Origin of the sequence: Variovorax sp. YR634 (genome assembly GCF_900106655.1) — a bacterium.
Lineage (GTDB): Bacteria > Pseudomonadota > Gammaproteobacteria > Burkholderiales > Burkholderiaceae_C > Variovorax.
This window is the reverse complement of record NZ_FNOL01000009.1, coordinates 129433-152388: the sequence shown is the minus strand read 5'-3', so window position 1 is coordinate 152388 and position 22956 is coordinate 129433. Positions and strand designations below refer to the sequence as shown.

Annotated in this window: 20 protein-coding genes; 9 read left to right on the top strand and 11 right to left on the bottom strand. The window is 67.8% G+C overall.

The window, feature by feature from the left end:
* The first annotated feature begins 28 nt into the window (after nucleotides 1-28).
* From mfd to BLV60_RS17420, 3 genes are read left to right on the top strand one after another with little or no spacing between them, the layout of a single operon-like run.
* Nucleotides 29-3511, top strand: coding sequence for a transcription-repair coupling factor (gene mfd / locus BLV60_RS17430; protein WP_093056526.1), 3483 nt, complete (start codon nucleotides 29-31; stop codon nucleotides 3509-3511).
* Complete coding sequence (gene serB / locus BLV60_RS17425; RefSeq protein WP_093056525.1) at nucleotides 3508-4218, top strand: phosphoserine phosphatase SerB; 711 nt, start codon at nucleotides 3508-3510, stop codon at nucleotides 4216-4218. Before mfd ends, serB begins: the two co-directional genes overlap by 4 nt.
* Entirely contained in the window at nucleotides 4215-5279 is a 1065-nt protein-coding gene (locus tag BLV60_RS17420; protein WP_093056524.1) for an Ldh family oxidoreductase, read from the top strand. The genes serB and BLV60_RS17420 overlap by 4 nt, the downstream gene beginning before the upstream one ends.
* A 7-nt stretch (nucleotides 5280-5286) precedes the next feature.
* Here BLV60_RS17420 and BLV60_RS17415 read toward each other — a convergent pair whose 3' ends face one another.
* Nucleotides 5287-5610: a DUF6172 family protein gene (locus BLV60_RS17415; protein WP_093056523.1), complete on the bottom strand. Its 324-nt coding sequence runs from the start codon at nucleotides 5608-5610 to the stop codon at nucleotides 5287-5289.
* Nucleotides 5611-5733: 123 nt separating this feature from the next.
* On the opposite strand from BLV60_RS17415, the gene BLV60_RS17410 reads away from it, so the two are divergent.
* Together BLV60_RS17410 and BLV60_RS17405 are read left to right on the top strand one after the other, a co-directional pair.
* On the top strand, nucleotides 5734-6756 hold the full coding sequence (locus BLV60_RS17410; RefSeq protein ID WP_093056522.1) for a histone deacetylase family protein: 1023 nt from the start codon (nucleotides 5734-5736) through the stop codon (nucleotides 6754-6756).
* Between the two features lie 66 nt (nucleotides 6757-6822).
* Nucleotides 6823-7050: a hypothetical protein gene (locus BLV60_RS17405; protein WP_093056521.1), complete on the top strand. Its 228-nt coding sequence runs from the start codon at nucleotides 6823-6825 to the stop codon at nucleotides 7048-7050.
* Nucleotides 7051-7063: 13 nt separating this feature from the next.
* On the opposite strand, the gene BLV60_RS17400 is transcribed toward BLV60_RS17405, so the two are convergent.
* On the bottom strand, nucleotides 7064-8251 hold the full coding sequence (locus tag BLV60_RS17400) for an aminotransferase-like domain-containing protein (protein WP_093056520.1): 1188 nt from the start codon (nucleotides 8249-8251) through the stop codon (nucleotides 7064-7066).
* Between the two features lie 109 nt (nucleotides 8252-8360).
* Here BLV60_RS17400 and nth point away from each other — a divergent pair, with 109 nt between their 5' ends.
* Nucleotides 8361-9008 (top strand): endonuclease III, encoded by a 648-nt coding sequence (gene nth, locus BLV60_RS17395; protein WP_093056519.1) that lies wholly within the window; start codon nucleotides 8361-8363, stop codon nucleotides 9006-9008.
* Nucleotides 9009-9011: 3 nt separating this feature from the next.
* Nucleotides 9012-9854, top strand: a complete 843-nt coding sequence (locus tag BLV60_RS17390; protein WP_093056518.1) for an Ivy family c-type lysozyme inhibitor — start codon at nucleotides 9012-9014, stop codon at nucleotides 9852-9854.
* A 21-nt stretch (nucleotides 9855-9875) separates the two neighbouring features.
* Here the strand turns inward: BLV60_RS17390 and BLV60_RS17385 are convergent, their stop codons facing one another.
* Genes BLV60_RS17385 through BLV60_RS17370 form a run of 4 tightly spaced genes read right to left on the bottom strand, consistent with a single transcriptional unit; the run spans nucleotide 9876 to nucleotide 13742 of the window.
* Nucleotides 9876-10448, bottom strand: coding sequence for a histidine phosphatase family protein (locus BLV60_RS17385; protein WP_093056517.1), 573 nt, complete (start codon nucleotides 10446-10448; stop codon nucleotides 9876-9878).
* Nucleotides 10445-11239, bottom strand: coding sequence for an adenosylcobinamide-GDP ribazoletransferase (locus tag BLV60_RS17380; protein ID WP_093056516.1), 795 nt, complete (start codon nucleotides 11237-11239; stop codon nucleotides 10445-10447). Before BLV60_RS17380 ends, BLV60_RS17385 begins: the two co-directional genes overlap by 4 nt.
* A 5-nt stretch (nucleotides 11240-11244) precedes the next feature.
* On the bottom strand, nucleotides 11245-12285 hold the full coding sequence (gene cobT, locus BLV60_RS17375) for a nicotinate-nucleotide--dimethylbenzimidazole phosphoribosyltransferase (RefSeq protein WP_093056515.1): 1041 nt from the start codon (nucleotides 12283-12285) through the stop codon (nucleotides 11245-11247).
* Nucleotides 12282-13742 (bottom strand): cobyric acid synthase, encoded by a 1461-nt coding sequence (locus BLV60_RS17370; RefSeq protein WP_093056589.1) that lies wholly within the window; start codon nucleotides 13740-13742, stop codon nucleotides 12282-12284. The genes cobT and BLV60_RS17370 overlap by 4 nt, the downstream gene beginning before the upstream one ends.
* Before the next feature lie 175 nt (nucleotides 13743-13917).
* Between BLV60_RS17370 and BLV60_RS17365 the strand changes: the two genes are divergently transcribed.
* Entirely contained in the window at nucleotides 13918-14148 is a 231-nt protein-coding gene (locus BLV60_RS17365; RefSeq protein WP_093056514.1) for a hypothetical protein, read from the top strand.
* 86 nt (nucleotides 14149-14234) lie between these two features.
* On the opposite strand, the gene BLV60_RS17360 is transcribed toward BLV60_RS17365, so the two are convergent.
* From BLV60_RS17360 to BLV60_RS17345, 4 genes are all read right to left on the bottom strand, one after another.
* Nucleotides 14235-15725, bottom strand: a complete 1491-nt coding sequence (locus BLV60_RS17360) for an efflux transporter outer membrane subunit (RefSeq protein WP_093056513.1) — start codon at nucleotides 15723-15725, stop codon at nucleotides 14235-14237.
* A gap of 24 nt (nucleotides 15726-15749) precedes the next feature.
* The gene (locus BLV60_RS17355) at nucleotides 15750-19019 is read right to left on the bottom strand and encodes an efflux RND transporter permease subunit (RefSeq protein WP_093056512.1); all 3270 of its coding nucleotides are present in this window, start codon (nucleotides 19017-19019) and stop codon (nucleotides 15750-15752) included.
* Nucleotides 19020-19059: 40 nt separating this feature from the next.
* Nucleotides 19060-20310, bottom strand: a complete 1251-nt coding sequence (locus BLV60_RS17350) for an efflux RND transporter periplasmic adaptor subunit (protein WP_093056511.1) — start codon at nucleotides 20308-20310, stop codon at nucleotides 19060-19062.
* Between the two features lie 147 nt (nucleotides 20311-20457).
* Complete coding sequence (locus BLV60_RS17345; protein WP_093056510.1) at nucleotides 20458-21357, bottom strand: alpha/beta hydrolase; 900 nt, start codon at nucleotides 21355-21357, stop codon at nucleotides 20458-20460.
* A gap of 182 nt (nucleotides 21358-21539) precedes the next feature.
* Here BLV60_RS17345 and BLV60_RS17340 point away from each other — a divergent pair, with 182 nt between their 5' ends.
* Nucleotides 21540-22454 carry a LysR family transcriptional regulator gene (locus BLV60_RS17340; RefSeq protein ID WP_093056509.1) on the top strand — a complete coding sequence of 305 codons (915 nt, stop codon included), beginning with the start codon at nucleotides 21540-21542 and terminating at the stop codon, nucleotides 22452-22454.
* 35 nt (nucleotides 22455-22489) lie between these two features.
* On the opposite strand, the gene BLV60_RS17335 is transcribed toward BLV60_RS17340, so the two are convergent.
* Complete coding sequence (locus tag BLV60_RS17335) at nucleotides 22490-22954, bottom strand: OsmC family protein (protein WP_093056508.1); 465 nt, start codon at nucleotides 22952-22954, stop codon at nucleotides 22490-22492.
* Nucleotides 22955-22956: the final 2 nt, after the last annotated feature.

Sequence of the window (22956 nt, the reverse complement as noted above, 5' to 3'; positions counted from 1 at the left end):
GGTGTTGTGCATTTCCACCAAGCGTTCCATGGACCTCCCCCACCTCACGGCGGGCAAGCGTTTCACGCTGCCGCGCCCCCCGTTGTCGGCCGATGCCTTGCTGCTGGCGCAGTTGGCCATGCGCGAGAAAGCCGCGGGGCGCGCAACGGCGATGTTCACGGCCGATGCCAACGATGCCCAGCGCCTGATCGACGAGATCGCCTTCTTCGCGCCCGACCTGCGCTGCGCCCTCTTCCCCGACTGGGAAACGCTGCCCTACGACAGCTTCTCGCCCCACCAGGACCTGATCAGCGAGCGCCTTGCCACCCTCTGGCGCATCAGCCAGAAAGAGGCTGACGTGGTGCTGGTGCCCGCCACCACCGCGCTCTACCGGCTGGCGCCGCCGGCCTTCCTGGCCGGCTACACCTTCCAGTTCAAGGCCAAGCAGAAGCTCGAGGAATCGAAGCTCAAGGCCCAGCTCACGCTGGCCGGCTACACCCATGTGACCCAGGTGGTGAGCCCCGGCGAATACGCGGTGCGCGGCGGCCTGATCGACCTGTTCCCCATGGGCTCGCCGGTGCCTTTCCGCGTCGACCTGTTCGACGACGAGATCGACTCCATCCGCACCTTCGACCCCGACACACAGCGCAGCCTGTACCCGGTGCCCGAAGTGCGGCTGCTGCCGGGCCGCGAGTTCCCGATGGACGACGACGCGCGCGGGCGCTTTCGCAGCCGCTGGCGCGAACTGCTCGAAGGCGACCCGACCAAGAGCCGCATCTACAAGGACATGGGCAACGGCGTGGCCACCGCCGGCATCGAGTACTACCTGCCGCTGTTCTTCGACGAGACGGCCACGGTGTTCGACTACCTCGGGCCGGATGCCACCGTGGTGCTGCACGGCGATCTCGAACCGGCTTTCCAGCATTTCTGGCAGGACACCAACGAACGCTACCGGCTGGTGCGCGGCGACCCTGAGCGCCCAGCCCTGCCGCCCGAGGCGCTGTTCCTGAACGCCGAGCAGTTCTACCAGCGCGCCAAGCCCCATGCGCAGCTCGCAATTCGCGGCGATGTGCCTACGGATGCACCCTACGCCGAGTTCGACAAACTGCCGCCCTTCGCCGTGGTGCGCGGTGCCGAAGACCCGCTGGTCGGCCTGAAGGCCCACATCCGCGCCACGCCGCACCGCGTGCTGCTGATCGCCGAGAGCGACGGCCGCCGCGAGAGCCTGCTCGACTTCCTGCGCGCCAGCGGCGTGAGCCCGCCGGCCTTCGACTCACTGGCCGAGTTCGAAGCCTCCGCCGACGAAAAAATCGGCATCGCCACCGCCGCGCTGGCCTCGGGTTTCGCCTGGCGCGAACAGGGCATCGACCTCGTCACCGAAACCGAGCTGTTCGCCACCGCGCCCACCACGCGCCGGCGCAACAAGAAGCAGGAACAGGTCAGCGACGTCGAAGCGCTCATCAAGGACCTGTCGGAGCTCAACGTGGGCGACCCGGTGGTCCACACCGCGCACGGCATCGGCCGTTACCGCGGCCTGATCCACATGGACCTGGGCCAGGGCACCGACGCCGAAGGCAAGCCGCTGCTGCAGGAAATGCTGCACCTGGAGTACGCCGACAAGGCCACGCTCTACGTGCCGGTGTCGCAACTGCACCAGATCAGCCGCTACACCGGCGTCAGCGCCGACGAAGCCCCGCTGCACAAGCTGGGCTCCGGCCAGTGGGAAAAGGCCAAGCGCAAGGCAGCCGAACAGGTGCGCGACTCGGCCGCCGAGCTGCTCAACATCTACGCCCGCCGCGCCGCGCGCGAAGGCCACGCCTTCCGCTACTCGCCGGCCGACTACGAGGTGTTCGCCAACGACTTCGGCTTCCAGGAAACCGCCGACCAGAAGGCCGCGATCCACGCCGTGGTGCAGGACATGATCTCGCCCCAGCCAATGGACCGCCTCGTGTGCGGCGACGTGGGCTTCGGCAAGACCGAAGTTGCGCTGCGCGCCGCCTTCATCGCCGTGACTGGTGGCAAGCAGGTGGCGTTTCTCGCGCCCACCACGTTGCTGGCCGAGCAGCACTACCAGACGCTGGTCGACCGCTTCGCCAAATGGCCGGTGAAGGTGGCCGAGATGAGCCGCTTCCGCTCGGCCAAGGAAATCACCGCAGCCGCCAAGGGGCTGGCCGAGGGCCAGGTCGACATCGTGGTCGGCACGCACAAGCTGCTCTCGCAGTCGGTCAAGTTCAAGAACCTGGGCCTGCTCATCATCGACGAGGAGCATCGCTTCGGCGTGCGCCACAAAGAGGCGATGAAGGCCATGCGCGCCGAGGTCGACGTGCTCACGCTCACCGCCACGCCGATTCCGCGCACGCTGGGCATGGCGCTCGAAGGCCTGCGCGACCTGAGCGTGATCGCCACCGCGCCGCAGCGCCGGCTGGCCATCAAGACATTCGTGCGCAACGAGGGCACCGGCGTGATCCGCGAAGCCGTGCTGCGCGAGCTCAAGCGTGGCGGGCAGGTCTACTTCCTTCACAACGAGGTCGAGACCATCGAGAACCGCCGCCAGAAGCTCGAAGAAATATTGCCCGAGGCCCGCATCGCCGTGGCCCACGGCCAGATGCCCGAGCGCGAGCTGGAGCGCGTGATGCGCGACTTCGTGGCGCAGCGCTACAACCTGCTGCTGTGCTCGACCATCATCGAGACCGGCATCGACGTGCCCACCGCCAACACCATCGTGATGAGCCGCGCCGACAAGTTCGGCCTGGCGCAGCTGCACCAGCTGCGCGGTCGCGTCGGCCGCTCGCACCACCAAGCCTATGCCTACCTCATGGTGCCCGACACCGAAGGCCTGACCAAGCATGCGGCGCAGCGGCTCGACGCCATCCAGCAGATGGAAGAACTGGGCTCCGGCTTCTACCTGGCCATGCACGACCTGGAGATCCGCGGCACCGGCGAGGTGCTGGGCGAGAACCAGAGCGGCAACATGATGGAGATCGGCTTCCAGCTCTACAACGAGATGCTGAGCGAAGCCGTGCGTGCACTCAAGGCCGGGCAGGAGCCCGACCTGCTGTCGCCGCTGTCGGTGACGACAGAAATCAACCTGCACGCACCCGCACTGCTGCCCGACGACTATTGCGGCGACGTGCACCTGCGGCTGTCGTTCTACAAGAAGCTGGCCACCGCGAAGACGCCCGACCAGATTGACACGCTGCTCGAAGAAATCGTCGACCGCTTCGGCAAGCTGCCGCCGCAGGCGCAGACGCTGATCGACACGCACCGCCTGCGCGTGCTGGCACGGCCCTACGGCGTGGTGAAGGTCGATGCGGCGCCGGGGATCATCAACATCACCTTCAAGAAGGACGCGCCGGTCGATGGCATGGCCATCATCCAGCTGATCCAGAAGAACAAGCACATCAAGCTCGCCGGCAACGAAAAACTGCGCATCGAGCGCGAACTGAAAGAGCCGAAAGACCGGGCCCAGCTGGTGCGCGACGTGCTGCGCAGCCTGGGCCAACCCATCGTCAAGGAAACCGTCACCGCATGAGCGCTACAGAAATCTCCCCCGGCCTCGTCATCCAGCGTGTGAAGCCGCCGCTCAAGCTCGCCGACTTCAAGCTGATCGCGTTCGACATGGACTCGACGCTGATCAACATCGAATGCATCGACGAGATCGCCGATGCGGTCGGCAAGAAGGCCGAGGTGGCCGCCATCACCGAAGCCACGATGCGCGGCGAGATCAAGGACTTCAAGGAGAGCCTGCGCCGCCGCGTGGCACTGCTGCAGGGCGTGCCGGTCGAGGCGTTGCAGCAGGTGTACGACGAGCGGCTGAAGCTCAACCCCGGCGCGAGCGAGCTGGTGGCGGCCTGCAAGGCGGCCGGGCTCAAGGTGCTGCTGGTGTCGGGCGGCTTCACCTTCTTCGCGAACCGCGTGAAGGACCGGCTGGGCATCGACTTCGCGCGCTCCAATCTGCTCGACGAAGCCGACGGCAAGCTCACCGGCCAGGTGGTCACGCAGAGCTGGGGCGACATCTGCGACGGTGCCGAAAAGCGCCGCACGCTGCTCGAGGTAGCGTCGCTCATGGGCATCTCGCCGCAGGAAACCATCGCCGTGGGCGACGGCGCCAACGACCTGCCGATGATGGGCGAGGCCGGCCTTTCGGTTGCGTATCACGCCAAGCCGAAGGTGCGCGAGCAGGCCATGGTGGCCATCAACGAAGGCGGCCTCGACCGCGTGCTGGAGGTATTGAAATGACCGACACCGCTCCGCTCTACAGCGCCGACGCGCTCAGGGACTACGCCAGCGCCCTGCTGCAGAAGGCCGGCCTTGCCGCATCGATGGCCGACAGCGTGGCCCGCACGCTGGTCGAAGGCGACCTGCTGGGGCACGACACGCACGGCCTCGCGCTGCTGGCCGGCTATGTGAAGGAAATCGAGTCAGGCGGCATGACGCGCGACGGCGCCCCCGAGGTGCTGTCGGACCGCGCCGCCGCCGTGCTGTGGGACGGCAAGCGCCTGCCCGGCCCCTGGCTCATGGACCAGGGCATGGACCTGCTGGTGCCGCGTGCGCGCGAGCTGGGCACGGCTTCGCTCGTGATCCGCCGCAGCCACCACATCGCCTGCCTTGCCGTCTACATGCTGCGCGCGCTGCAGGAAGACATGCTGATGCTGCTGGCCTGCTCCGACCCCAATGCCGCCAGCGTCGCGCCCTTCGGCGGCACGCAGGCGGTGTTCACGCCGAATCCGCTGGCCATGGGCTTTCCGCTGTCGCAGGGCGGCGTGATGGTCGACATCTCGGCCTCCATCACCACCAACGGCATGAGCAACCGCAAGCGCGCGGCCGGCGAGACCTTCGCCGAGGAATGGCTGATCGACGCCACCGGCAGGCCGTCGAACAACCCGCAGGTGCTGTTCGACCAGCCGCCGGGCACGCTGCTGCCGGTCGGCGGGCTGAGCCACGGGCACAAGGGTTACGGAATGGCGCTGCTGGTCGAGACGCTCACGGCCGGCCTCGCAGGCCATGGCCGTGCCGATCCGCCCGAAGGCTGGGGCGCGACGGTGCACATCACGCTGCACGACCTGAACGCCTTCGGCGGCAAGGACGCCTTCCTGCACCAGATGGACCATGTGGCGGCCAAGTGCCGCGACAACACGCCCATCGACCCGGCCAGGCCTGTGCGGCTGCCGGGCGAAGGCGGGTTGAAGCGTCGGGAAGCGCAGTCGAAGAACGGGGTGCGGCTGCACCCGTCGATTGCGCGCTCGCTGCACGATGCGGAGCAGCGCCACGGCCTGCGGCTGGCGCAGGCGCTGGTCTGAGCGAGGGTCAGTCTTCTGCGTCGGTGGGCGGTGCGGCTTCGCCCGCGGGGCGCGCCTTGCGCTGGCCGGGCTTGGCCAGGATCTCGACGTAGAACTGCTTGCCGGCCTCTTTCACCACACCGTCGATGAGGCCGGTGATGGCCGACAGGTGAACGACTTCGGCGTTCTCGGCCTCGGTGCCGAATTTGCAGTCGAAGTCCCAGAAGTCCGCGCCTTCGGGCAATACGCGCCGCCGCTCGCGCTTGATGTACTTGCGGATCTCGTGCTTGATGGCTTCGAGGAGACGGTCGGGGTGCTTGCCCTCGACCTGAAGCTGAAAGGTTTTTCTCATGGGTGATCGTAACCAATGTGAAAGCCACCGAATCCGGCACCCCCCGATGCCCTGGATGGGCACCGATCTTGCTCGCTACCATGGCTGCCAGGCAAATTTTGCGGCGGCCACGCCGAATCACCCATGCTGATCTTTTTTCATCCGGAGCAGCTGCTGCACCATCCGCGCAGCTATCTGTCGCGTGGACAGATGCGCACGCCGCAGGAAATTCCCGAGCGCGCGCTGCGGCTCGTCGCCGCCGTGCAATCGCTCGGCTTCGACCTCCAGACACCGGCCGATGCCGGCATGGCGCCATTGGCCGCCGTGCACAGCGACGACTACCTGCGCTTTCTCGAAGAAGCACACGGTGAATGGAAGCAGATGCCGCCCGACTGGGGCGACGAGGTGATGTCGAACGTCTACGTGCGCGAGCCCAACCGGCTGCGCGGCATCCTGGCGAAGGCGGCGCGCTACCTTGCGGACGGCAGTTGCCCGGTCGGAGCCGAGACCTGGCGCTCCGCGTACTGGTCGGCCCAGAGCGCGGTGGCCGGCGCGGCGGCCATCACCGACGGCGCCCGCGCGGCCTATGCGCTGTGCCGCCCTCCCGGCCACCATGCACGCGTCGATGCCGCCGGCGGCTTCTGCTACCTCAACAACGCCGCCATCGCCGCGCAGGCGCTGCGGGGGCGCTTCGCTCGCGTGGCGGTGCTCGACACCGACATGCACCACGGCCAGGGCGTGCAGGAAATCTTCTATGGCCGCAGCGACGTGATGTACGTGTCGATCCACGGTGACCCGACCAACTTCTACCCGGCAGTGGCCGGCTACGAAGACGAGCGCGGGACCAACGAGGGCGAAGGCTTCAACGTCAACTTCCCTATGCCGCACGGCGCGCCGGAAGCCGTCTTCTTCGAGCGGCTCGACGAGGCCACGGAGGCGCTGCGGCGCTTCGCACCCGACGCGCTGGTGCTGGCCCTCGGCTTCGACATCTACAAGGACGATCCGCAGTCGCAGGTCGCGGTGACGACCGAGGGCTTCGGGCGCCTGGGCAAGGCTGTTGGCGCGCTGGGCTTGCCGACATTGATCGTCCAGGAAGGCGGCTATCACCTGGAGAGCCTGGAAGCCAATGCAAGCGCCTTCTTCGGGGGATTCGCGGATATCGCGTGATGGTCTTGGCGGCGACAGCCGCTGCGCTGTGTACAGTCGGCGCTTCGAATGGAAGCAGGTAAAGACATGGCGCGCGCAAACGACTGGGCAAGCAAGGTGATGGCATTGATCAATGGTGGCAACCCCTCCGCCGCCATCGCGCAGATCAAGGTCGCGCCCTCGGTCAAGGACCTGAAGGCGCTGCAGACCATCATGACGCTCTCGAAAATGAAAGGCCGCTATCCGAACGTGGATGCGGCCATTGCGGACAACCTCGAGCTGCTTGCGGCGCCCCGGCTGCACCGCTCGCCCTGATCGGCAACGCTCTTTACAGCGCCTGACCGAGACGCTTCACGCCCTCTTCGATCTTCGCCAAATCGGCCGTTGCGAAGCTCAGACGCAGCGTCGCCACATCGGGCTTCTCGGCAAAGAATGGCGCGCCGGGCACGAAGGCCACGAGCTTCTCGATCGCTCGCTTCGCCAGTTCGTTCGCATCCGCCAGCTTGCCGTTGGCGCCCGTGAGGCGCGCCCAGAAAAACAGGCCGCCGTTGGGCTGCGTGAAGCTCACCGCATCGCCCAGCTCGCGCTTCAGCGCCGCGCCCATGGCTTGCGCGCGCTGGCCGTACACCTCGCGCACATGCGCCAGCGTGGCGGGCATGCGGCCGCTCTTGAGGTACTGGGCGGCCGTGGCCTGCGAGAAGGTGCTCGTGTGCGCGTCGCTGAACTGCTTGCACATCGTTGCCTTGGCCAGCAGCTCGGGCGGAGCAATCATCCAGCCGATGCGCAGGCCGGGGCTCAGCACCTTGCTCAGGCTGCCGCAATGCGCCAGCAGTTCGCGGCTGCCCGGCACGTCCTTGCTCAGCGCAAGGATCGACGGCGGCGGGGCTTCGCCGAAGTAGAGGTCGCCGTAGGGGTCGTCCTCGACGATCAGCGTCTGGTACTTCACGGCCAGTTCGAGCACCTTCTTGCGGCGCTCCAGCGTCAGCATCGCGCCGCTGGGGTTGCCGAAGGTGGGGATCAGGTAGACGAACTTGGGCTTGTGCTCGGCGATGAGCTTCTCCAGCTCGTCGGTTTTCACGCCGTTGGCGTCGATGGGCGCGCTGATGAGCTGCGCGCCATAAAGACGGAAGCACTGGATGGTCGCCAGGAAGGTCGGGCCCTCGACGATCACCTTGTCGCCGGGCGAGATCATGGTCTTGCCCAGCAGGTCCAGCGCCTGCTGGCTGCCGGTGGTGACGATCAGGCCGCTCGGGTCGACGTCGACGCCCTTGGTCTTCATGAAGGCGCTGAGCTGGGTGCGCAGCGGCTCGTAGCCTTCGGTGGCACCGTATTGCAGCGCGCCGCCGGGTTCTTCGGTGAGCGCCTTCTGGCTCGCCTCCTTGAGCCCCTCGACGTCGAACATGGCGCTGTCGGGGAAGCCGCCCGCGAAGCTGATGATGCCGGGCTTGCCCAGCAGCTTGAAGAGTTCGCGGATGGCGGATGTCTCGACGTTGTCGAGGCGGGAGGCGAATTGCATGGTCAGTCTCACTTTCTGGGTGACATTGTCACCAAAGCTCGGGCAATAAAGCTGCGTAAGGCTATCGCCTTTCAACGATATATTGCGCGAGCTGCCCTCACGAAGCCCAATGAAAAAAGACAACATCCCCCTCTTCTTCGCCACCCTGCAGGCGGCCAACCCCACACCCGAGACCGAGCTCGAATACGACAGCCCCTTCGAGTTGCTGGCAGCCGTACTGCTCTCGGCGCAGGCCACCGACGTGGGCGTGAACAAGGCCACGCGCAAGCTGTTTCCGGTGGCGAATACGCCGCAGGCCATCCTCGACCTGGGGGTCGAGGGGCTGGAGGAGTACATCAAGACCATCGGCCTGTACCGCAGCAAGGCCAAGCACCTGATCGAAGCCTGCCGCATGCTGGTGGAGCTGCACGGCGGCGAGGTGCCGCGCACCCGCGCCGAGCTGGAGGCGCTGCCCGGCGTCGGCCGCAAGACTGCGAACGTGGTGCTCAACGTGGCCTTCGGCGAGGCGACGATCGCGGTCGATACGCATATCTTTCGCGTGGGCAACCGCACCGGGCTCGCGCCCGGCAAGACGCCGCTCGAAGTGGAGCTCAAGCTCGAGAAGCGTGTTCCGCCGGAATACCGGCTGCATGCGCACCACTGGCTGATCCTGCATGGCCGCTACATCTGCGTGGCGCGCAAGCCGCGGTGCTGGGAATGTGCGGTGGCCACCTTCTGCGCCTATAAACCAAAGACGCCCTCCCCGAAAACGGCCTGAAGAATGACGACACGAAAGAACGCCCCCCGGACGCTGCTGGCTACCGCGCTGCTGGCAGCCCTCCTCCCGGCCGCGGCCTGGTCGCAGCAGCCGGCCGCGGGCCTGCCGCCCGACGCCATGACGCTCTACGGCGGCCGCTGGTCGACGAACTGCGCCGACGCCTCGGCGCCGACGCTGCAGGTGCTCCAGGACAAGCTGATCGCCGAGAGCGGCAAGCGCCGCGTGGTCACCCGCGAGCCGCAGACAGCCCACAGCTTCTTCGGCAACAGCCCGCCGCCGGCAGGTTTCGACGTGGCGCTGATGAGCGACGCGGGCAAAGCCGGCTCGATGACATTCCTCGTCTACCGCACGACGCGCGGCCAGTACATCACGCTGGACGCCGACAAGCCGGTCGCCGGCCAGTTGGGCCCCGAGTTGATGAAGCAACGCTACTGGCGCTGCGAAGGCGCCGCGCGGGCCGAGCCCCCGCCCACCGAGCCCAAGGCCAAGGTGCCTCCCCCGCCCACGGGCAGCCCGGCGGCGCTGGCGCAGGGCCCGGCGATGCAGAAGGCCTGGCGCGCCGCCCTGGGCGCGCGCGAGAACGACCGCTGGCTGGTGCGTCGCGAAGGCCCGGCACCCGAGCCGCAATGGGTGACGGTCGAGGGCACGCGCTATCTGCTGCACGCCTTCTGCAAGCCGCACGACTGCTTCGACAACAACGCGATCGCGCTCTACGACCAGGGCTCCGGCCGCATCTACGGCCTGGTGCAGCGCAACGGCAGCAACCGCCTCGTAGGCTCGCCGCCGGCGGCGCTGGCACCGCAGCTGGACCGGCTCTGGCGCGAACAGTGGCGGCAGAAGAACTGAGCTGACTGGCCAGGGAGCCTGTCAGATGGCGGGTGAATTGTCGAAAGTCAGCCAGCTGCCGAACGCAATCTCGCCGGCAGGCCAATCGGCAGCAACTGCAGGACAGCGCACACCCCGGTGCAGCAGCGTCATCGCGCGCAGCACGCCAGCGTGGGTGACCCACAGCGCGTCGCCCTTGCCCGCCAGCCATTCATCGTGCGCGGCCGCCACGCGCTGCATGAAGGCACGCACGCTTTCGCCATGTCCGCCCGCGGGCGCGTCGGCGAAGTTGCCGGTCCAGGCTTCGAAGTCCTCGCGCGGAATGGCGGACCACGGCCGCCCTTCCCAGCCTCCAAAGTTCATTTCGGCGAGCCGGGCGTCGTGCTGTACCCGGAGATCGGGCCGCAATGCAGCGATGGCATCGGCCAGCCCGGCGCAACGCCGCAGCGGCGAGCTGATCAAGGTGATGTCCGCAGGCAGCAAGGGCGCGATGCGCTGCGCGGCTTCGAGTGTCGCGTCCGCATGGGCTTCGAGGTCCGTGGCGCCGTAGCAAAGGCCGGGCTCGGCCACCACGGGCGCATGGCGCTGGAGCCAGAGGTTTCGGCTTGTGCTCATGCACGCCACGCCAGCGCGAGATAGATCGCCAGCTCGCAGACCTGCTGCGTCGCGCCCAGGCCATCGCCGGTGAAGCCTTGCAGCCGCCGCAGAAACAGCCTCGCCATCCAGCCCGCGGCCAGAACGGCCGCAAGCACGGCCGCCCCGACGTGCACGGCGTCGTGCGCACACAGCAGCAGCGCCACCGCCGGAACCGTCCACACCAGCGCAATCACCAGCGCTCCGCCGCTGATCGCATCCGCCAGCGGCTTGGCCTTGCTCGCCCCGCTGTCGCCCACATAAGGCAGCCAGCGGATCAGGAACAGCGGCATCAGTCGCGACAGCACGTGCGCGCCGACGATGGCAACGGCCACGGTCTGCAGGCCACGCCCGGCCAGCACGGCGAGCAGCGCGCACTTCAGGCCCAGCGCCAGCACCAGCGCAATCGCACCGAAGGCGCCGATGCGTGAGTCCTTCATGATTTCCAGCGCCCGGTCCCGGTCGGCCGAACCGCCCAAGCCATCGGCCACGTCGGCCAGTCCGTCTTCATGGAAGGCGCCGGTCAGCATCACGGTGGCGACGGTGCTCAGCAACGCGGCCGCCAGCGCGCCCGCGACGCCGGGCAGCCCCATGCCGACACCCGTGAACACCAGCGCCGCCACCCCACCCACCAGCCATCCGATGCCGGGCAGATGGGCCGCGCTCGCTCGCAGCATCTGAGGGCTGAAGCCGACCCATGCGGCCAGCGGCCCCGTCACCGGCACGCGCGTGAAGAACTGCAGCGCGAGCAGGAAGTGGCGAACGCCGTTCATCCGCTTCAGGCGTCCTTGCGCGACACGCCGGCCGACTCGAAGCTCGCCATCTCGCGCAGGATGCGGCAGGCCGATTCGAGCAGCGGCCAGGCCAACGCACCGCCCGAGCCCTCGCCCAGGCGCAGTTCGAGGTTCAGCAGCGGGTCCAGCCCCAGCCGCTCCAGCAGCAGCAGATGCCCGGGCTCGGCCGAGCAGTGCGCGGCCACGCAGCGCTGCACCACACAGGGCTGCAGCGCCTGTGCCACCAGCACCGCCGCGCTGGCAATGAAGCCGTCGACCACGATCACGCGCCGCTCCTCGGCCGCCTGCAGCACTGCGCCGACCAGCGTGGCGATCTCGAAACCGCCGAAGGCCGCCAGCGCGTCCAGCGGCGCCGTCGCACCCGCGTGCAACGCAAGCACCTGCCGCAGCACCTCGCGCTTGCGCGCCAGCCCAGCCGCGTCCAGGCCCGTGCCGACGCCGATGCAGACGTCGATGCCCAGCCCGCCCAGCCGCGACAGCAGCAGCGCGGCAGACGAGCTGTTGCCGATGCCCATCTCACCAAGCAGCAGCGCATTGCCCGGCAGCGCACGCACCACTTCGCGCCCGTTGACGATGGCCTGTGCACACTGGGCTGCCGTCATGGCCGGGCCCGTGGAGGCGTCGGCCGTGCCCTCGGCGATCCGGCGCGACACCAGTCCCGGGCGGGGCTGGAAGTCGCGCCGCACGCCGCAATCGACCACCGTCAGCGCCAGCCCGTGCTGGCGCGCGAGCACGCTCACGGCCGCGCCGCCGGCGAGGAAGTTCTCGACCATCTGCCAGGTCACGTCGCCAGGAAACGCCGAGACGCCGCGCGCCGCCAGCCCGTGGTCGCCCGCGCAGACCAGCATTTGCGGGGCTTCGAGCACTGGGTTCTCAGTGCCCAGGATGCTGCCGATGCGCAAGGCCAGCGCTTCGAGCCGGCCCAACGCACCGAGCGGCTTGGTCTTGTTGTCGATCGCGCTGTGCAGGCGGGCGGCAAGCGGGGCGTCGGTGATGTCGGAAATGGTGGGGATGGTCTCGGTCATGCAATCAGTCCGGCGAGCACGCCGGCGTCGAAGTGGGTGTCGATGAATTCGGCCAGGCCGTCGAAGGTGGCGTCCAGCGTGGGCACGGAGGCACCGAACAATGCATGCAGCGTGCCGGGGTCTTCGAACAGGCCGTGAAGGTAAATGCCGAGCACGTTGCCGCGCGCGTTCTGCCAGGCCAGCCCGTCAGGCATCACCGCGTGGCCGTCCTGCGCCATCTGCGGGTGTGCGGCGGTCTGGCCGTGATGAATTTCGTAGCCGACAACGGGCACGCCCGACAGCGGGCCCCAAGTGCCGGTCAGCTCGCCGAAGGTCGCGGCGCGATGCCGCACCGTCTTCTCGCGCGCGAACACCGTCACCAGCGGCAGCAGGCCGAGCCCCGGCGCGTTGCCGTCGATGCCGTGCGGATCGACCAGCGCCTCGCCCAGCATCTGCAGCCCGCCGCAGATGCCCAGCACCGCGCCGCCGCGTTCGGCATGGGCGGCCACGGCGCGGTCCAGCCCCTGCGCGCGCAGCCAGGCCAGGTCGCCGCTGGTGTGCTTGGAGCCGGGCAGCACGATCCAGTCGGCGCCAGCCACGTCGGCCGGCGTGCGGGCCCAGACCAGCCGCACGCCCGGCACGTTCTTCAGCGCCTGGAATTCGTCGAGGTTGCTGATGCGCGGGTACGCCACCACCGCCACGGTGCGGGTGACGGTGCCGCTGGCGCGGCTGCGGTCGTCGAACACGCCGTCTTCCTCGGGCAGGCCGTGCTGCCACCACATCGGCAGCGTGGCCACGGTGGGCACGCCAGTCAGCTCCTGCAGTTGCTGCGGCGCGGGCGCGAGCAGCGAGGCATCGCCGCGGAACTTGTTGAGCACGAAGCCGCGCAGCAGCGCGCGGTCGGCCTCGGGCAGCAGCGCCCAGGTGCCGTACAGGTGGGCGAAGGCGCCGCCGCGGTCGATGTCGGTCGCCAGCAGGCAGCGCGCGCCAGCATGCCGGGCGATGCGCATGTTGACGATGTCGCTGGCCATCAGGTTGATCTCGGCCGGCGAGCCAGCGCCTTCGATCACGACCACGTCGTTCTCGCCGCGCAGTTCGTCTAGCGCCTGCGCAATCTGCGGCCAGACGCGCTCGCTGCGGCCACGCCAGGGCAAGGCCGAGAGCTCTTCGCTCACCTGCCCCATCAGCACCACCTGGCTATGGGTGTCGCGCTCGGGCTTGAGCAGCAGCGGGTTCATGCGCACGTCGGGTAGTGCGTTCGCGGCCAGGGCCTGGAAATACTGGGCGCTGCCGATCTCGCCACCATCGACCACGCGGGCGTTGTTGCTCATGTTCTGCGCCTTGAAGGGCGCTACTTTCAGGCCTTGCCGCGCATACCAGCGGCACAGCGCCGTGGCCAGCCAGCTCTTGCCGGCTCCGCTGGTGGTGCCCAGAACCATGACGCACCGCGCCGGCCCGCTTTTCGCCTTTGAACTCATCGGCGGATTGTCGTTGAGCACCGCGCCGGCCCGAAAAAGACCGAGCGAGACAGAACCAAGCCGACGAAATGAGACATTTTTCACACCCAAGGCGTTGCAAACGCATCCGGTGAATCCAACAGTCCCGTTCTTGCGTACACCCGACATCACACACCGCACTGCACTCCAGGGACCCATGCCAGCCTTGAACGATTTGGCGCTCACCGTCGAGGAACGCGAACCGGGCCAGTTCTTCTGGACCCTGCTCGAAGCCCGCCATGGCGACGAAGCCTCCGAGACCCTCGACTACCGGGTCTACCGGACGGCGGCCAGGGCGCAGGCCAGCTACTCCAGCGCCCTGGCCATGGGCGCGGCGGAGCTGCAAAAAATAAGCGCCGCCGCGAACCTCGCCGGCAAAGCCGGCTAAGCCCACGACGGCGCAAAGACCGCCTTGCGGCGTTCAGGCTGTCAATTTCAATCCTGGGTCGTCTGGGTCGTCTGGGTCGTCACTTTTCAGCGCGTGGCTATCTTGGTCTGTGCGCCGGCCGCAGCCACGGGCGCCGGAGCTTCCCATCCGCCGCCAATGGCGCGAATCAGCCCCACGGCCGCCTGGTACTGGGCCGACTTCACCTGCAGCGCCTGCCGCCGGTTGCGCAGTTCGCTGCGGCGTGCGTCCAGCAGGTCGAGCTGGCTGATGTAGCCGTTGCGATAGCGCGTGTCCGACAGGCTGGTAGCGCGCTGGGCCGAGGTCACGGCCTGCGCCTGCACCACCGATTGCTCCTGCAGGATGCGGATGGCAGCCAACTGGTCTTCGACCTCCTGGAACGCCACCAACACCTGCGTGCGATAGCTCGCGAGCGCACCGTCGAGCTGGGCATTGGCGCCCTGCACGCCGGCCTCGCGGCGGCCGCCGTCGAAGATCGGCAGCGACAGCAGCGCGCCCACGCCCCACGAGCGCGCCGACCACTTGAAGAGGTCGCCGACTTCGGGCGAGGCATAGCCGGCGGCGCCGGTCAGCGAGATGTCCGGGAACCACGCGGCCTGCGCCACGCCGACACGGGCCTGCGCGGCGAGCACCGCGTTCTGCGCCGCCGACACGTCAGGCCGGCGCGTGAGCACCGTGGCCGGCACGCCCGGCGGGATCGACGGCAAGGCGGTCGACCACTCGTCGGTGCGCAGGCCGAAGCTCGAAGCCGAGTCGCCCACCAGCACCGCGAGCGCATGCTCCACCTGGGCGCGCTGGCGGTCGAGTGCGAGCGCGTCCGACTCGGTCGACGACACCTCGGTCTGCACGCGCGCCACGTCGAGCTCGGCGATGTCGCCGGCCTGTTCGCGGCGCTGCGACAGGCGCAGCGTGTCGCGGTAGGCCTCGACCTGTTCGCGCACCAGCGCGCGTTCGGCATCGAGCGCGCGCAGCTGCAGGTAGGTCTGCGCCACTTCGGCCTGTACCGCGAGCCGGGTGCTTTGCAGCAGCGCCTCGCGGCCGGTCGCGTCGAGCTTGGCCGCATTGCTGGCGCCCGAGAGGCGGCCGAACAGGTCGACTTCGTACGAGAACGTGGCACCGATGTTGGTCATCGTGGCCGGCGTGGTGCTGGCCGTGGCCTTGTCCAGGCCGGCGCCGCGGTTGGCGCCGGCGCTCAGGCCGATCTGCGGCAGGCGGTCGGCGTTGGCGCTGCGCGCCAGCGCGCGGGCCTCGGCCAGCCGTGCAGCCGCGGCCTGGATGTTGTTGTTGCTGACGTCGGCCTTCTCGACTAGCGCATTCAGCGTCGGGTCATTGAACGCCAGCCACCAGGCGCCGCGTGCCTGTGCCTCGGAAGGCACGGCGCGCGTGAAGCCGGCGGGGGGCGACATGCCGTCCTTGCCTTGTTCCTTGAACTGCGCCGTGGTCGTGATCTCGGGCAGGCCCGAAGGCACGGTGGCACAGCCGGCCAGCACCAGGGCGGCCATCAGCGGCAGCAAGGCGGTACGAAGAGGCTTCACCAGCGGTTGAACTGAGAATTTCATGATGAGCTTTCTCTTTCTTATTGATCAGTCGTCATGCGAGGGACGCGGCGATGCAGGCACAGGGTGCAGCCCACCACCGCCCGAGCCACCGTGCGACGGCGCAGCCGGATGCTCGGCCGACACGAAGTCGTCGCCATGCGGCACTTCGCCATGCAGCTTGAGCGGCCGGTTGCCCGCGAGGCGGCGCAGCAGCACGTAGAACACCGGCGTCAGGAACAGGCCGAAAGCCGTCACGCCGATCATCCCGGCGAACACCGCCACGCCCATGGCCTTGCGCATCTCCGAGCCCGCGCCGGTCGACAGCACGAGGGGCAGCACGCCCATCACGAAGGCCAGCGAGGTCATCAGAATCGGGCGCAGGCGCAGGCGGCTGGCTTCGATGGCGGCTTGTATCGGTGTGCGGCCGGCGAATTCGAGCTCCCGTGCGAACTCCACGATAAGAATCGCGTTCTTCGCACTCAGCCCCACCAGCACGATCAGCCCGATCTGCGTGAAGACGTTGTTGTCACCCCCCGATATCCATACGCCCGCCATCGCGGCCATGATGCCCATGGGCACGATCAGGATGATCGCGATCGGCAGCGTCAGGCTTTCGTACTGAGCGGCCAGCACCAGGAACACCAGCAAGATGGCCAGCGGGAACACCAGGAAGGCGGAGTTGCCGGCCAGGATTTCCTGGTACGTCAGCTCGGTCCACTCGAAGCTCACGCCCTTGGGCAGCGTCTCGGCCGCAATCTTGGTGATCGCGTCCTGCGCCTGGCCCGACGAATAGCCCGGTGCCGGGCCGCCGTTGATGTCGGCGGCCAGGTAGCCGTTGTAGCGCATGGCGCGTTCAGGGCCGAAGGTCGAATTCACCTTCATCAGCGCAGCCAGCGGCACCATCTCGCCCGTGGTCGAGCGCACCTTCAGCAGGCCCACGTCTTCGGCACGGGCGCGGTAAGGCGCATCGGCCTGCACTCGCACGCTGTACGTGCGGCCGAACTTGTTGAAGTCGTTCGCATACAGGCTGCCGAGATAGATCTGCATGGTGTCGAAGATGTCCGTCACCGGCACGCCGAGCTGGCGCGCCTTGGTGCGGTCGATGTCGGCATACAGCTGCGGCACGTTGACCTGCCAGCTCGTGAACATGCCGGCCAGTTCGGGCGCCTGCTGTGCCTTGGCCATGAAGGCCTTCACTGCCGCGTCCATCTGGTCGTAGCCCACCGAGGCACGGTCTTCCAGCTGCAGCTTGAAGCCGCCCGTGGTGCCCAGGCCCGCCACCGGCGGCGGCGGGAACATCACGATGAAGGCGTCCTGGATGCCCGCGAAGGCACCGTTGAGCTGGCCGGCCACCGCGCCGCCGCTCTGGTCGGGGCGCTTGCGCTGGTCGAAGGGCTTGAGCGTTGCGAACACGATGCCCGAGTTCGAGCTGTTGGTGAAGCCGTTGATCGACAGGCCCGGGAAGGCGATGGCGTCTTCCACGTTCGGGTTCTTCTTCATGATGTCGCCCATGCGGGTGATCACCTCTTCCGTGCGGTCGAGCGTGGCGCCGTCGGGCAGTTGGGCAAAACCGATCAGGTACTGCTTGTCCTGCGCCGGCACGAAGCCGCCGGGCACCGCCTTGAAGAGACCGAAGGTCACGGCGACGAGCGCGACGTAGATCGCCAGCATCAGCGCCTTGCGCGAGATCACGCGCTTCACGCCGCCGCTGTAGGCCTCGGAGCCGCGATGGAACAGCTTGTTGAAGCCGCGGAACAGCCAGCCGAAAGCCTTGTCCATGCCGCGCGTCAGCGCGTCCTTGGGAGCATCGTGGCCGCGCAGCAGCAAGGCAGCGAGCGCGGGCGACAGCGTGAGCGAGTTGATCGCCGAGATCACCGTCGAGATCGCAATCGTCACCGCGAACTGGCGGTAGAACTGGCCCGTGAGACCGCTGATGAAGGCCAGCGGAACGAACACGGCCACCAGCACCAGCGCGATCGCGATGATGGGGCCCGACACTTCGCGCATCGCGCGGTAGGTTGCTTCACGCGGCGTGAGCCCCGCCTCGATGTTGCGCTCGACGTTCTCCACCACCACGATGGCGTCGTCCACCACGATGCCGATGGCCAGCACCAGCCCGAACAGGCTCAGCGCGTTGATCGAGAAACCGAGGATGTGCAGCACCGCGAAGGTACCGATCACCGACACCGGCACGGCCAGCAGCGGGATGATGGAAGCGCGCCACGTCTGCAGGAACAGGATCACGACCAGCACCACCAGCATGATGGCTTCGAGCAGCGTGTGGATCACCGATTCGATCGATGCGCGCACGAACTGCGTCGGGTCGTAGGCGATGCGGTATTCCAGGCCCTCGGGCATGTTCTTGTTGAGCTCGGCCATCGTCTTGCGCACGTTCGACGAGATGTCGAGCGCGTTGGAGCCCGGTGCCTGGAACACACCCATGCCGACGGCCGGGTCGTTGTTCAGCAGCGAACGCAGCGAGTAATCGGCGGCGCCCATTTCGAGGCGGCCGATGTCGCGCAGGCGGGTCACGGCGCCGTCGGTGCCGCTCTTGACGATGATGTCGCCGAATTCTTCTTCGCTCTGCAGGCGCCCTTGCGCATTGATCGACAGCTGCATGTCCACGCCCGACAGGCCCGGCGAAGCGCCGACCACGCCGGCCGCGGCCTGCACGTTCTGGCCACGGATGGCAGCCACCACGTCGCTGGCCGACAGGCCGCGCTGCGCGACCTTCTGCGGGTCGAGCCACACACGCATCGAGTAGTCGCCGCCGCCGAAGATCTGGACCTGGCCCACGCCTTCGATGCGCGCCAGCGGATCCTTCACGTTCAGCACCGCGTAGTTGCGCAGGTAGTTGATGTCGTAGCGGTTGTTCGGCGAGACGAGGTGGACCACCATCGTCAGGTCAGGTGCGCTCTTGACGGTCGTGATGCCGAGCCGGCGCACTTCCTCGGGCAGGCGCGGCTCGGCTTGCGAGACGCGGTTCTGCACAAGCTGCTGTGCCTTGTCGGGATCGGTGCCGAGGCGGAACGTGACGGTGAGCGTCAGCACGCCGTCGGTGGTTGCCTGGCTGCCCATGTAGAGCATGCCCTCGACGCCGTTGATCTGCTCTTCGATCGGTGTGGCGACGGTTTCGGCGATCACCTTGGGGTTGGCGCCGGGGTAGGTGGCGCGCACCACCACCGAGGGCGGCGCGACTTCCGGGTACTCCGAGATCGGCAACCCGCGCAGCGCGATCAGGCCGGCTATCAGCATCAATAGCGACAGCACGCCGGCAAAGATCGGCCGGTCGATGAAGAATTTTGAGAGATTCATGATGGTTCTCCGGTGGGCGCGGGTGCGCCCTCCTCCGAAATCAGGACTTGGCCGCTTCCGCGACGCGTTCCGGTTGTTGTTGCTTGGGGTCCGCCTTGGCGTCCATGGTCACTTGCTGCGGCGCCACCAGCGCACCCGGGCGGATGTGCTGCAGGCCGTTGACGATGACGCGATCGCCCGCCTTCAGGCCCTTGCTCACGACGCGCAGGCCGTTGATGGAAGTGCCCAGGGTCACTTCGCGGTAAGTGGCCTTGCTGTCTTCACCCACGACCATCACGAACTTCTTGTTCTGGTCGGTGCCGATGGCACGCTCGCTCACCAGCAGTGCGGTGTCGTTGCGAGCCTGGCCCATGCGGATGCGGGCGAACTGGCCGGGGATGAGCGCGCCGTCCTTGTTGTCGAACGAGGCACGCACACGCACCGTGCCGCTGCGCGCGTCGACCTGGTTGTCGATCAGCTGCAGCTTGCCGGTGAAGGGCGTGCCGTCGAGGCCGGCGGTACCCATCTGCACGGGGATCGACTCGATCTGGCCGCGGGCGCTGGAGCCGCTCGGCAGGTCTTTCAGCGCACGGGTGATGACCTGTTCGTCAGCATCGAAGCTCGCGTAGATCGGGCTCACCGAGACCAGCGTGGTCAGCACTGGAGCGCCCGGACCGGCCGCCACCAGGTTGCCCACCGTCACCTCGATCCTGCCGATGCGGCCCGACACCGGAGCCCGCACCTGGGTGTAGCCCAGGTTCAGGCGCGCCGACTGCAGCGAGGCTTGCGCCGCACGCAGGTTGGCGTCGGCTTCGCGGCCGGCGTTCACACGCTCGTCGTATTCACGCTGGGCAATGGCCTTGTCGTCCCACAGGCGCTTGGCACGCTCCTGCTCGCTGCGGCTGAACGACTGGCGGGCCTGTGCGGATGCCACCTGCGCTTCGGCGCGCTCGACCTCGGCCGCGTACGGCGCGGGGTCGATGGTGACCAGCAACTCACCCTGCTTCACCAGCGCGCCTTCGCGGAAGTGCAGCGACTGCACGGCCCCCGCGACGCGGGAGCGCACGTCGACGCGCTCGACGGCTTCGAGCCGGCCCGAGAACTCGTCCCAGGCATTGATCTCGCTCGACGCCACGGTGGCGACAGAAACCGGCGTGGCTTGCGGCGCGGCCGGGGCGTTGTTGGCTTCGGCCTTGAAGCTGTACATGCCAACCACCGCGGCGGCCACCGCCAGCAGTGCGGTAATGCCGGTCACGGCGGGCCACAGGCCCTTGCGGGCTACGGAAGACAGCTTTTTCTCGTTGTTCGACATGATGGTTCGTCCTTCTCGATGACTTTGGGGATGCAACAGGCCACCCCGGCGCTTTTGGCACCAGGAGGCGGAATTCAGGAAAAAGAGGGCCCTCGCACGCTGCCGCGCTGGCAGCGTGTCGATCAGGCAGCCGTGGCTGGCCGGGAGCTAGCTGGGGTGGTTGGGCGCCGCACCCGTGGGCACGGTGGTCGGCGGTGTGGTCGCGCTGAAGAACTCGCGGAAGTGCTGCTGCACCGTGGCCTCACAGGCCACGCAACCCGTGTTCTCGGTGTCGTACAGCGCCTTGGGCCAGTTCGAGGCGCTGGGCAGCACGCTGCTCGTGACCTCGATGCCGGCGGCACGCAGGCGGCCCGCGAAGGTCAGCGCCTCGTCGCGCATGGCGTCGTCCGCCCCCACCAGCACCAGCGCGGGCGCCAGTGACGACAGCCGCAGCGAACCGCTAGGCACCGCATAGGGGTGCGTGGCGTTCGAGGGGCAGCTCAGGTACTTCTCCCAGCCGCTGGCCCAGCGGCACTCGGGCTCGTCGCTGGTAGCGTTGCGCAGCGAGGCGGTACCGGCGCACGGATCGAGCATGGGCGACAGCAGGATCTGGCCTGCCACCGGCGGATGTGCCCGGTCGCGAGCGATGAGTGCCACCGCGGCCGCCAGGTTGCCACCGGCTTCTTCGCCGGCCAGGTACACCTGCGCACCCTTGCCGCCGAGCTTGGTGCGCTGCTTGTAGAGCCATTCGAGGGCGGCATAGCCCACCTCGATCGGCTCCGGGAACGGCGACTGGGGCGCCAGCGGGTAAGCCACCGACACCACCACCGCACCCGCGCCGGCCAGCAGCCGGGCCACATTGCGGCCGTTGTCGAGGTCGCCGCAGACGAAGGTGCCGCCATGAAAGTGCAGCACCAGCGGTGCGACGTCACCCTTGGCGCGCTGGCCGTACACACGGGCACCGACCGGTTCGCGGCCAGGCAGCTCGATCGACAGATCGGCTTCCACGCCTTGCGCCGCAGCGCGGGCGGCGGCTTCGGCAGAACGGGACGATGGAACGGGTGACATGGGCGACCTCAGGGAATTGGGCGATGGTTGAAATATAAGTCGCCCAGTGTGACGTTAAACAGGCAAGCCGCCCCTACTCTGTTTCCAAACCGACAACAATCGCGGCGCTTCGCAAGGGTTTGGCGCCTTGTGTGAGAATCCGCTCCCCCCGGTGTGGGCCGGGCACCAACAACAGGCATTCGATGGATCAAATCCAGGCCATGCGGATCTTTGTCCGCGTCGTGGAAGCCGGCACCTTCACCCGGGCGGCAGACTCGCTCGCCCTGCCCAAGGGCACGGTCACCAAGCAGATTCAGGCGCTCGAATCGCGCCTGCGCGTGAAGCTGCTCAACCGCACCACGCGCCGCGTCACCGTCACGCCCGACGGCGCGGCCTACTACGAGCGCGCCGCGCGCCTGCTCAACGACTTCGACGACATGGAAGCCAGCATGACGAATGCGCAGGCCAACCCCACGGGGCGGCTGCGCATCGACATAGGCACCTCGGTGGCGAGGCAGATCATCCTGCCCGCGCTGGCCACCTTCTGCGACCGCTACCCCGACATCCAGGTCGATCTGGGCGTGAGCGACCGCACCGTCGACCTGATCAGCGACAACGTCGACTGCGTGATCCGCGCGGGCGACCTCAGCGACCAGTCGCTGGTGGCACGGCGCATCGGCACGCTGCACTTCGTCACCGTGGCGTCACCGGCATACATCAAGCGCTACGGCGTGCCGCAGCACCCGAACGACATCGAGAAGCGCCACGTGGTGGTGAGCTATTTCTCGGGCACCACGCGCCGCGTGTACCCCCACGAGTTCAAGAAGGGCGACGAGCACATCGAGCTCAACGGGCACTACCGCGTGTCGGTCAACGAGAGCAACGCGCACATCACGGCGGTGCTCGGCGGTTTCGGCATTTCGCAGTGCATCACCTTCATGGCCGAGCCGCTGCTGGAAAGCGGCGAACTGGTCGAGGTGCTGCCGGACTGGAGTCGCGATCCGCTGCCCATTCACGTGGTGTACCCGCCCAACCGGCACCTGAGCGCGAAGGTGCGGGCCTTCGTTGACTGGGCGGCGGAGCTGTTTGCGAAGAACCCGCGGCTGCAGCGCCGCTGAATCGGCCCGCGCGGGCAGCCAAGGCAGGGAGCGCGTCAGTACACCGGCTCGCAGCGCACTTCGGTCTTCACCGAATTGGCAATGAAGCACTCTTCATGCGCCCGGTGGTGCATCTGCTCGATCTGCTCGCGCGTCGGCACGTTCTCGCCGGAAAAGGTCACTTCCGGCCGCAGCGTGACCACCGTCATCGCCATCTTTCCCTCGGCGTTCTTCTCCATCACGCCGGTGGCTGCATCGAAATACCGGTCGACGACGAACTTGCGCTTCACGGCCATGGTGAGGAACCACAGCATGTGGCAGTTCGACAGCGAGGCGACGAACATCTCTTCAGGATCGACCGCCGACGCATCGGACATCGGCAGCGGCACCACGTGCGGCGACGACGAGCCCGCCACTTCCGCGCCGCCGTCGAAGCGCAGCGAATGCCTTCTGCTGTAGGTGTTGCCGAGAAAGTCCTGCTCGCCGCGCAGCCAGAGGATTTCAGCGGTGTAGTGAGCCATGC

Excerpts from the sequence above, each read along its gene's own strand:
- mfd (WP_093056526.1), top strand. The coding sequence starts at position 29 with ATGGACCTCCCCCACCTCACGGCGGGCAAGCGTTTCACGCTGCCGCGC.
- serB (WP_093056525.1), top strand. The coding sequence starts at position 3,508 with ATGAGCGCTACAGAAATCTCCCCCGGCCTCGTCATCCAGCGTGTGAAG.
- BLV60_RS17420 (WP_093056524.1), top strand. The coding sequence starts at position 4,215 with ATGACCGACACCGCTCCGCTCTACAGCGCCGACGCGCTCAGGGACTAC.
- BLV60_RS17415 (WP_093056523.1), bottom strand. The coding sequence starts at position 5,610 with ATGAGAAAAACCTTTCAGCTTCAGGTCGAGGGCAAGCACCCCGACCGT.
- BLV60_RS17410 (WP_093056522.1), top strand. The coding sequence starts at position 5,734 with ATGCTGATCTTTTTTCATCCGGAGCAGCTGCTGCACCATCCGCGCAGC.
- BLV60_RS17405 (WP_093056521.1), top strand. The coding sequence starts at position 6,823 with ATGGCGCGCGCAAACGACTGGGCAAGCAAGGTGATGGCATTGATCAAT.
- BLV60_RS17400 (WP_093056520.1), bottom strand. The coding sequence starts at position 8,251 with ATGCAATTCGCCTCCCGCCTCGACAACGTCGAGACATCCGCCATCCGC.
- nth (WP_093056519.1), top strand. The coding sequence starts at position 8,361 with ATGAAAAAAGACAACATCCCCCTCTTCTTCGCCACCCTGCAGGCGGCC.
- BLV60_RS17390 (WP_093056518.1), top strand. The coding sequence starts at position 9,012 with ATGACGACACGAAAGAACGCCCCCCGGACGCTGCTGGCTACCGCGCTG.
- BLV60_RS17385 (WP_093056517.1), bottom strand. The coding sequence starts at position 10,448 with ATGAGCACAAGCCGAAACCTCTGGCTCCAGCGCCATGCGCCCGTGGTG.
- BLV60_RS17380 (WP_093056516.1), bottom strand. The coding sequence starts at position 11,239 with ATGAACGGCGTTCGCCACTTCCTGCTCGCGCTGCAGTTCTTCACGCGC.
- cobT (WP_093056515.1), bottom strand. The coding sequence starts at position 12,285 with ATGACCGAGACCATCCCCACCATTTCCGACATCACCGACGCCCCGCTT.
- BLV60_RS17370 (WP_093056589.1), bottom strand. The coding sequence starts at position 13,742 with ATGAGTTCAAAGGCGAAAAGCGGGCCGGCGCGGTGCGTCATGGTTCTG.
- BLV60_RS17365 (WP_093056514.1), top strand. The coding sequence starts at position 13,918 with ATGCCAGCCTTGAACGATTTGGCGCTCACCGTCGAGGAACGCGAACCG.
- BLV60_RS17360 (WP_093056513.1), bottom strand. The coding sequence starts at position 15,725 with ATGAAATTCTCAGTTCAACCGCTGGTGAAGCCTCTTCGTACCGCCTTG.
- BLV60_RS17355 (WP_093056512.1), bottom strand. The coding sequence starts at position 19,019 with ATGAATCTCTCAAAATTCTTCATCGACCGGCCGATCTTTGCCGGCGTG.
- BLV60_RS17350 (WP_093056511.1), bottom strand. The coding sequence starts at position 20,310 with ATGTCGAACAACGAGAAAAAGCTGTCTTCCGTAGCCCGCAAGGGCCTG.
- BLV60_RS17345 (WP_093056510.1), bottom strand. The coding sequence starts at position 21,357 with ATGTCACCCGTTCCATCGTCCCGTTCTGCCGAAGCCGCCGCCCGCGCT.
- BLV60_RS17340 (WP_093056509.1), top strand. The coding sequence starts at position 21,540 with ATGGATCAAATCCAGGCCATGCGGATCTTTGTCCGCGTCGTGGAAGCC.
- BLV60_RS17335 (WP_093056508.1), bottom strand. The coding sequence starts at position 22,954 with ATGGCTCACTACACCGCTGAAATCCTCTGGCTGCGCGGCGAGCAGGAC.